The sequence below is a fragment of the uncultured Tateyamaria sp. genome, assembly GCF_947497045.1.
Classification (GTDB): domain Bacteria; phylum Pseudomonadota; class Alphaproteobacteria; order Rhodobacterales; family Rhodobacteraceae; genus Tateyamaria.
Genome location: NZ_CANMEU010000031.1, coordinates 1 through 4,026, shown reverse-complemented (window position 1 = coordinate 4,026; position 4,026 = coordinate 1). Strand labels below are relative to the sequence as shown.

Sequence of the window (4,026 nt, the reverse complement as noted above, 5' to 3'; positions counted from 1 at the left end):
ACTGCTTCTGACAAATGCGCAAATCTGATCAAATATGTCTTGCTATGCAGGAGCCATCCACACATGACATTCGCTGCAATGGCAAAACAATTAGGTACGGCTAATGTGAAGCGGTCATTGAACCAGCCGGCGGACATCTTATTCTGCTGCCAAGGCGTTGCCCAACCGGCGCGTAGCCCGCCCGGATCGTGCACTGAAGCCCTCGTATAAACTAATTAGCTGCTCACTTTACTGCCTAAAAAAAGTCGCCTAAAATAGGGCCGTATATTCGGCAATTTTTAAAATTTTGGAGACTTCTGATGCTTCGTGCTATTTTTCTCTGCACAACATTGAACGCTTTGCCATCTCTTGTGGAAGCGGGCACTTTTTATCCGGACGCAGATGGTTACCCTGTTCTAAGTCAAAATGCCGTGCCTTGTCCCACAGAATGGTTTGACGAATATGCGACATGCCGGACCTTAGTTAAGGAATTTGGCTACTATGACAATATACAGGGCCTCGGGTTTGCAGCTCCGAAAGACACCATCACTGATGGTGCATCTATACCAGAATTTCTCATTCCGGTGATTGGAGAGCGCTATCGCAAAGAATTTTCACGCGCCGCCACGATCCACGACTGGTATGTGCACAGGGTCGGACTGAACAATGGGGAATATTCGTATTTCAAGATCCAACGCATGTTCTATCATGCACTGCTCGACTCAAACGTCGATCCTTTTAAAGCCAAAGCGATGTATCTTGCGGTTTTGGTCGGAGCAAACAAGTACACGCTCCGCATTGATACCCCGCCTCAGCAATGTGAGGTCGTGGAAGCAAATTGCCTGCGCAACTACGATGATGTCCTTGAGACGAAGGATAAAATCGGGCTTCCGAACAGTTATCAGGAAGAAGGTGTTGGGGGAAAAATTGCTGCTTCGGTTCAAAGCACATTCTTTAAAGAGATCAACCCACTCGATCTCGAAGGGATCGAAGAATATGCGCAGCGTTTGCGAGATGAACTCGGTCTGCCTGACTTCGATTTTATCGAAGTTGTTGGCAAAGAGTAGGCGCTATGGCATGAGTTTTTGGCGGCCCCTGCTCGCAATGATGCTACTGGCATTACCCGCCTTGGCTGAATTGCAAGAAGACGGGATGCCGAGTGGTCTCGACCTTTCAGGACACACCAGTCTTGGTCAAAAAATCGAAACCTTCCAGCGCCAACTTAGGCTTGGGCACACGGACTCAGACTTGTTTGGCGACACTTCTTTTGGAACAAGTAACGGCGCTCATGGAATTCGTCTTCCGCTGGCGGGAAACTTGATTACAACAACTTTACCCGAGCAAACCGGGGATTTGAGAACTCTCCCGAGTTTCCAAACGGAAGGCCAGTATTACCAAGAACACGTTAATCAAATTGAGTATTTCACAGGAGACCATAAACTCAGTTTTTTGGGCGACGACGAGGTGCTTTTCAAAGAACTGACCCCTCACGTACCTTGCCCATATTGTGTCTTTCTTGGACAGGAGCCGTCCGCGCTTGAGGCTGCCGCTGTTTTGACATCTGCTTCATTGGCATCAGCGCCCATTGGGGTTGTCGCGCAAAAAGTGAATGGCTGTCCTCAGGATATTTATTCGTCGAATTTTGCGCTTCGACCTCTCGATACGTGCTTATTGCCCGTCGTGGCACTGACCGTCTCAAGTAACAATGGCAAAGATAACAAGATGGTTTGTTCTGGAACGATTGTTGGTCCGAAGCACGTCTTGACGGCTGCGCATTGTGCGTGCCGCGGTATCACGGATGTTTATTTCGGCACCGCTGTTCCCCAGTTCAGTGTGGGTCTCGATTGGCGCGTTGCATCGGACGATAATGGCTTCGACCAATTCTTCGACGACGGTCGACAGATGACTCTGTTTGCCACGCGAAGATCGGTGCAAGGGGCTCCCATTTTTTTTGGTGACGAGAAACAGCTCTGCGATGTGTTCGCCAAAAGCAATGCAATCCCGCCCGAGCTTGTGCCCTATGACATTGCTCTACTGCCTTTGCCTTCACCGTCATTTGCGATCGAAAAACAAAGCCATTTCTCACGCACTGCGGTGGCCAAGTTACAAACATTTACGTCATTCTTGCTCGAACAATCGGATGTTGTAATTGCCGGGTTTGGGCCAGATGGCAACAAATACCGCACGCGGCAGGTGGTAAAGCGCTATGCACGTTCCAAGGTTCGCAACATAAGCGCGGATAACATCAGTGTCGGAGCAAAAGGTCGACATGTGAGCACATGCAGTGGCGACAGCGGCTCTGGTGTTTATACGGTTGTTGACGGAGCATTGGTTGTCCATGGAGTGTTGAGCAACGGCATGACAGATTGCACATCCGAAAGCCCCGTGTCCAATTTTGCGAGTATCGGGGTCGGCTCTGATGCGCAAAATTGGCTCCGGAACGAACTGTCGCGCTAGTTCTGAGAGGATGTTGCTCAATATGGCAACCAATGTATCGCCCGGTTTTGCTCGACTGAATCGAAGTAATCGACCGTCGAACTTGATCCCTCTACCGTACCGTTTGGGTGTGTTCTTGTCGTTGATTGCTTGTCTGCTCGGTGCGCCAGACGATTCACAGGCGTCCGAAGTTCAAAGTACTTTTTTGGGCACCACGACTATAGTGTTCAAAGACCAAACGAACAGCATTTTGATTGATGGCTTTTGCTCTCGACCTTCCTTTGCGACGCTTTTGACATCGAAGGTTACCAGTGACTGTGAGCGGGTCGAGGATTGCTTGTATCGCGCAAGAGTCAAAAACCTTTCAGGCGTTTTTGTTGCGCACACACATTACGATCACGTGATGGATGCACCATTCATTGCCAAACATACCGGCGCAAGGATCTACGGCTCCCGCTCAACCTTGGCAGTTGCACGCGGTGAAGGCGTTACCGACGACAAACTCCAAAACATCAAACATGGGCAAAGATTTAGCGAGGGGGAGTTTGAGGTCCAAATTTTTGAAACCCCTCATGTCTATTGCATTTCAACCATTGGGTGAAAAGGGGAATTATTATCTTGATGTCACGGATCCTTTCGCGCCTGTGCCAAATTTCAGTGCTGGCCGCCATGTTGCTTGGTGCCCAGGCCGCTCATTCAGAAGTCAACTGCGATGAACACGAACGCTATGCCCCGAAAGGCAAGCTTGTTGAGGTTCAAAATCGACAGTTTTTGTTGTGCGACAATTATGACCGTAGAGTTCGAGGCTCGGAAGATATTGACTTTCTAAGGTTCCCATTTGATAGCTCGCATGTGCGTGAGATTCTGCAACAGTTTGATCAACTGGCGTTTTTGTGGGGAGAGTTAAGAGTGAAGGACCAAGATTTTTCTTTCCCCAGCACAAGAGGTTTTATATTTCTCGATACTTTATCTGGGTCGATAACCTTGTCAGGATCTGAATATGATATTTTCACCAATGGCGCGTTATCAGAAGAGAGAATGAGCAACCTTCAGGCGGGTAAATTTTTATCTGATATATTGGTGTATAAACCGGGCTCTACACGCAAACTGCCACGGCATTTCTTGTATTGTTCAGGCGATCTGAAAGGTTCTCCCAGAGAGGAATATGACTGCTTCTTGTATGTTGACTTTGACCAAGCTAACGACCTGATCGCCTACACTCGTTTTCTTTGGATCCCTAGTCTGAGTCCCGCGCCACCATTTGACTTTGATAACCTCCATGTTCTGGTTGAGGCTCTGGTGCAGCTTTTTGAGAATGCTGAAGTTCCATAGTCTCTTATCTCATTTGAAAGAGCGCCATCAGTAGCCTAGGGTCAGCGAACTCACCAATCTAAAAGTCTGCGACGTTTCGCCGGACGGCGGCCAGATCCTCGTAAACGGCAAAGGCGGCAAGGAACGGATCGTCTTTGTACCGAACTGGCAGCTGCAAAAGGACTTTCGACGCTTCTGTCAGATACGTTCCGAATACGGCTCCATTGTCCGTCATCAAATGGTTTGAGACAGATGGCGGTTTGACTTTGAGGAGTCGTCGCTCATCTGGGCTTAGTTAAG

The 4,026-nt window shown here is 48.8% G+C and carries 5 protein-coding genes; 4 read left to right on the top strand and 1 reads right to left on the bottom strand.

Annotated elements, in window-relative coordinates:
* Positions 1–299: 299 nt before the first annotated feature.
* From Q0859_RS21280 to Q0859_RS21265, 4 genes are read left to right on the top strand one after another with little or no spacing between them, the layout of a single operon-like run.
* Complete coding sequence (locus Q0859_RS21280) at positions 300–1,046, top strand: DUF1353 domain-containing protein (protein ID WP_299155136.1); 747 nt, start codon at positions 300–302, stop codon at positions 1,044–1,046.
* 10 nt (positions 1,047–1,056) lie between these two features.
* Positions 1,057–2,436 carry a trypsin-like serine protease gene (locus Q0859_RS21275; protein ID WP_299155134.1) on the top strand — a complete coding sequence of 460 codons (1,380 nt, stop codon included), beginning with the start codon at positions 1,057–1,059 and terminating at the stop codon, positions 2,434–2,436.
* A gap of 22 nt (positions 2,437–2,458) precedes the next feature.
* Positions 2,459–3,016, top strand: coding sequence for an MBL fold metallo-hydrolase (locus tag Q0859_RS21270; RefSeq protein ID WP_299155132.1), 558 nt, complete (start codon positions 2,459–2,461; stop codon positions 3,014–3,016).
* A 20-nt stretch (positions 3,017–3,036) separates the two neighbouring features.
* Positions 3,037–3,747 carry a hypothetical protein gene (locus Q0859_RS21265; RefSeq protein WP_299155130.1) on the top strand — a complete coding sequence of 237 codons (711 nt, stop codon included), beginning with the start codon at positions 3,037–3,039 and terminating at the stop codon, positions 3,745–3,747.
* Positions 3,748–3,805: 58 nt separating this feature from the next.
* Here Q0859_RS21265 and Q0859_RS21260 read toward each other — a convergent pair whose 3' ends face one another.
* Entirely contained in the window at positions 3,806–3,961 is a 156-nt protein-coding gene (locus Q0859_RS21260; protein WP_299155129.1) for a hypothetical protein, read from the bottom strand.
* Between the last annotated feature and the right edge of the window lie 65 nt (positions 3,962–4,026).

Excerpts from the sequence above, each read along its gene's own strand:
- Q0859_RS21260 (WP_299155129.1), bottom strand. The coding sequence starts at position 3,961 with ATGACGGACAATGGAGCCGTATTCGGAACGTATCTGACAGAAGCGTCG.
- Q0859_RS21265 (WP_299155130.1), top strand. The coding sequence starts at position 3,037 with ATGTCACGGATCCTTTCGCGCCTGTGCCAAATTTCAGTGCTGGCCGCC.
- Q0859_RS21280 (WP_299155136.1), top strand. The coding sequence starts at position 300 with ATGCTTCGTGCTATTTTTCTCTGCACAACATTGAACGCTTTGCCATCT.
- Q0859_RS21270 (WP_299155132.1), top strand. The coding sequence starts at position 2,459 with ATGGCAACCAATGTATCGCCCGGTTTTGCTCGACTGAATCGAAGTAAT.
- Q0859_RS21275 (WP_299155134.1), top strand. The coding sequence starts at position 1,057 with ATGAGTTTTTGGCGGCCCCTGCTCGCAATGATGCTACTGGCATTACCC.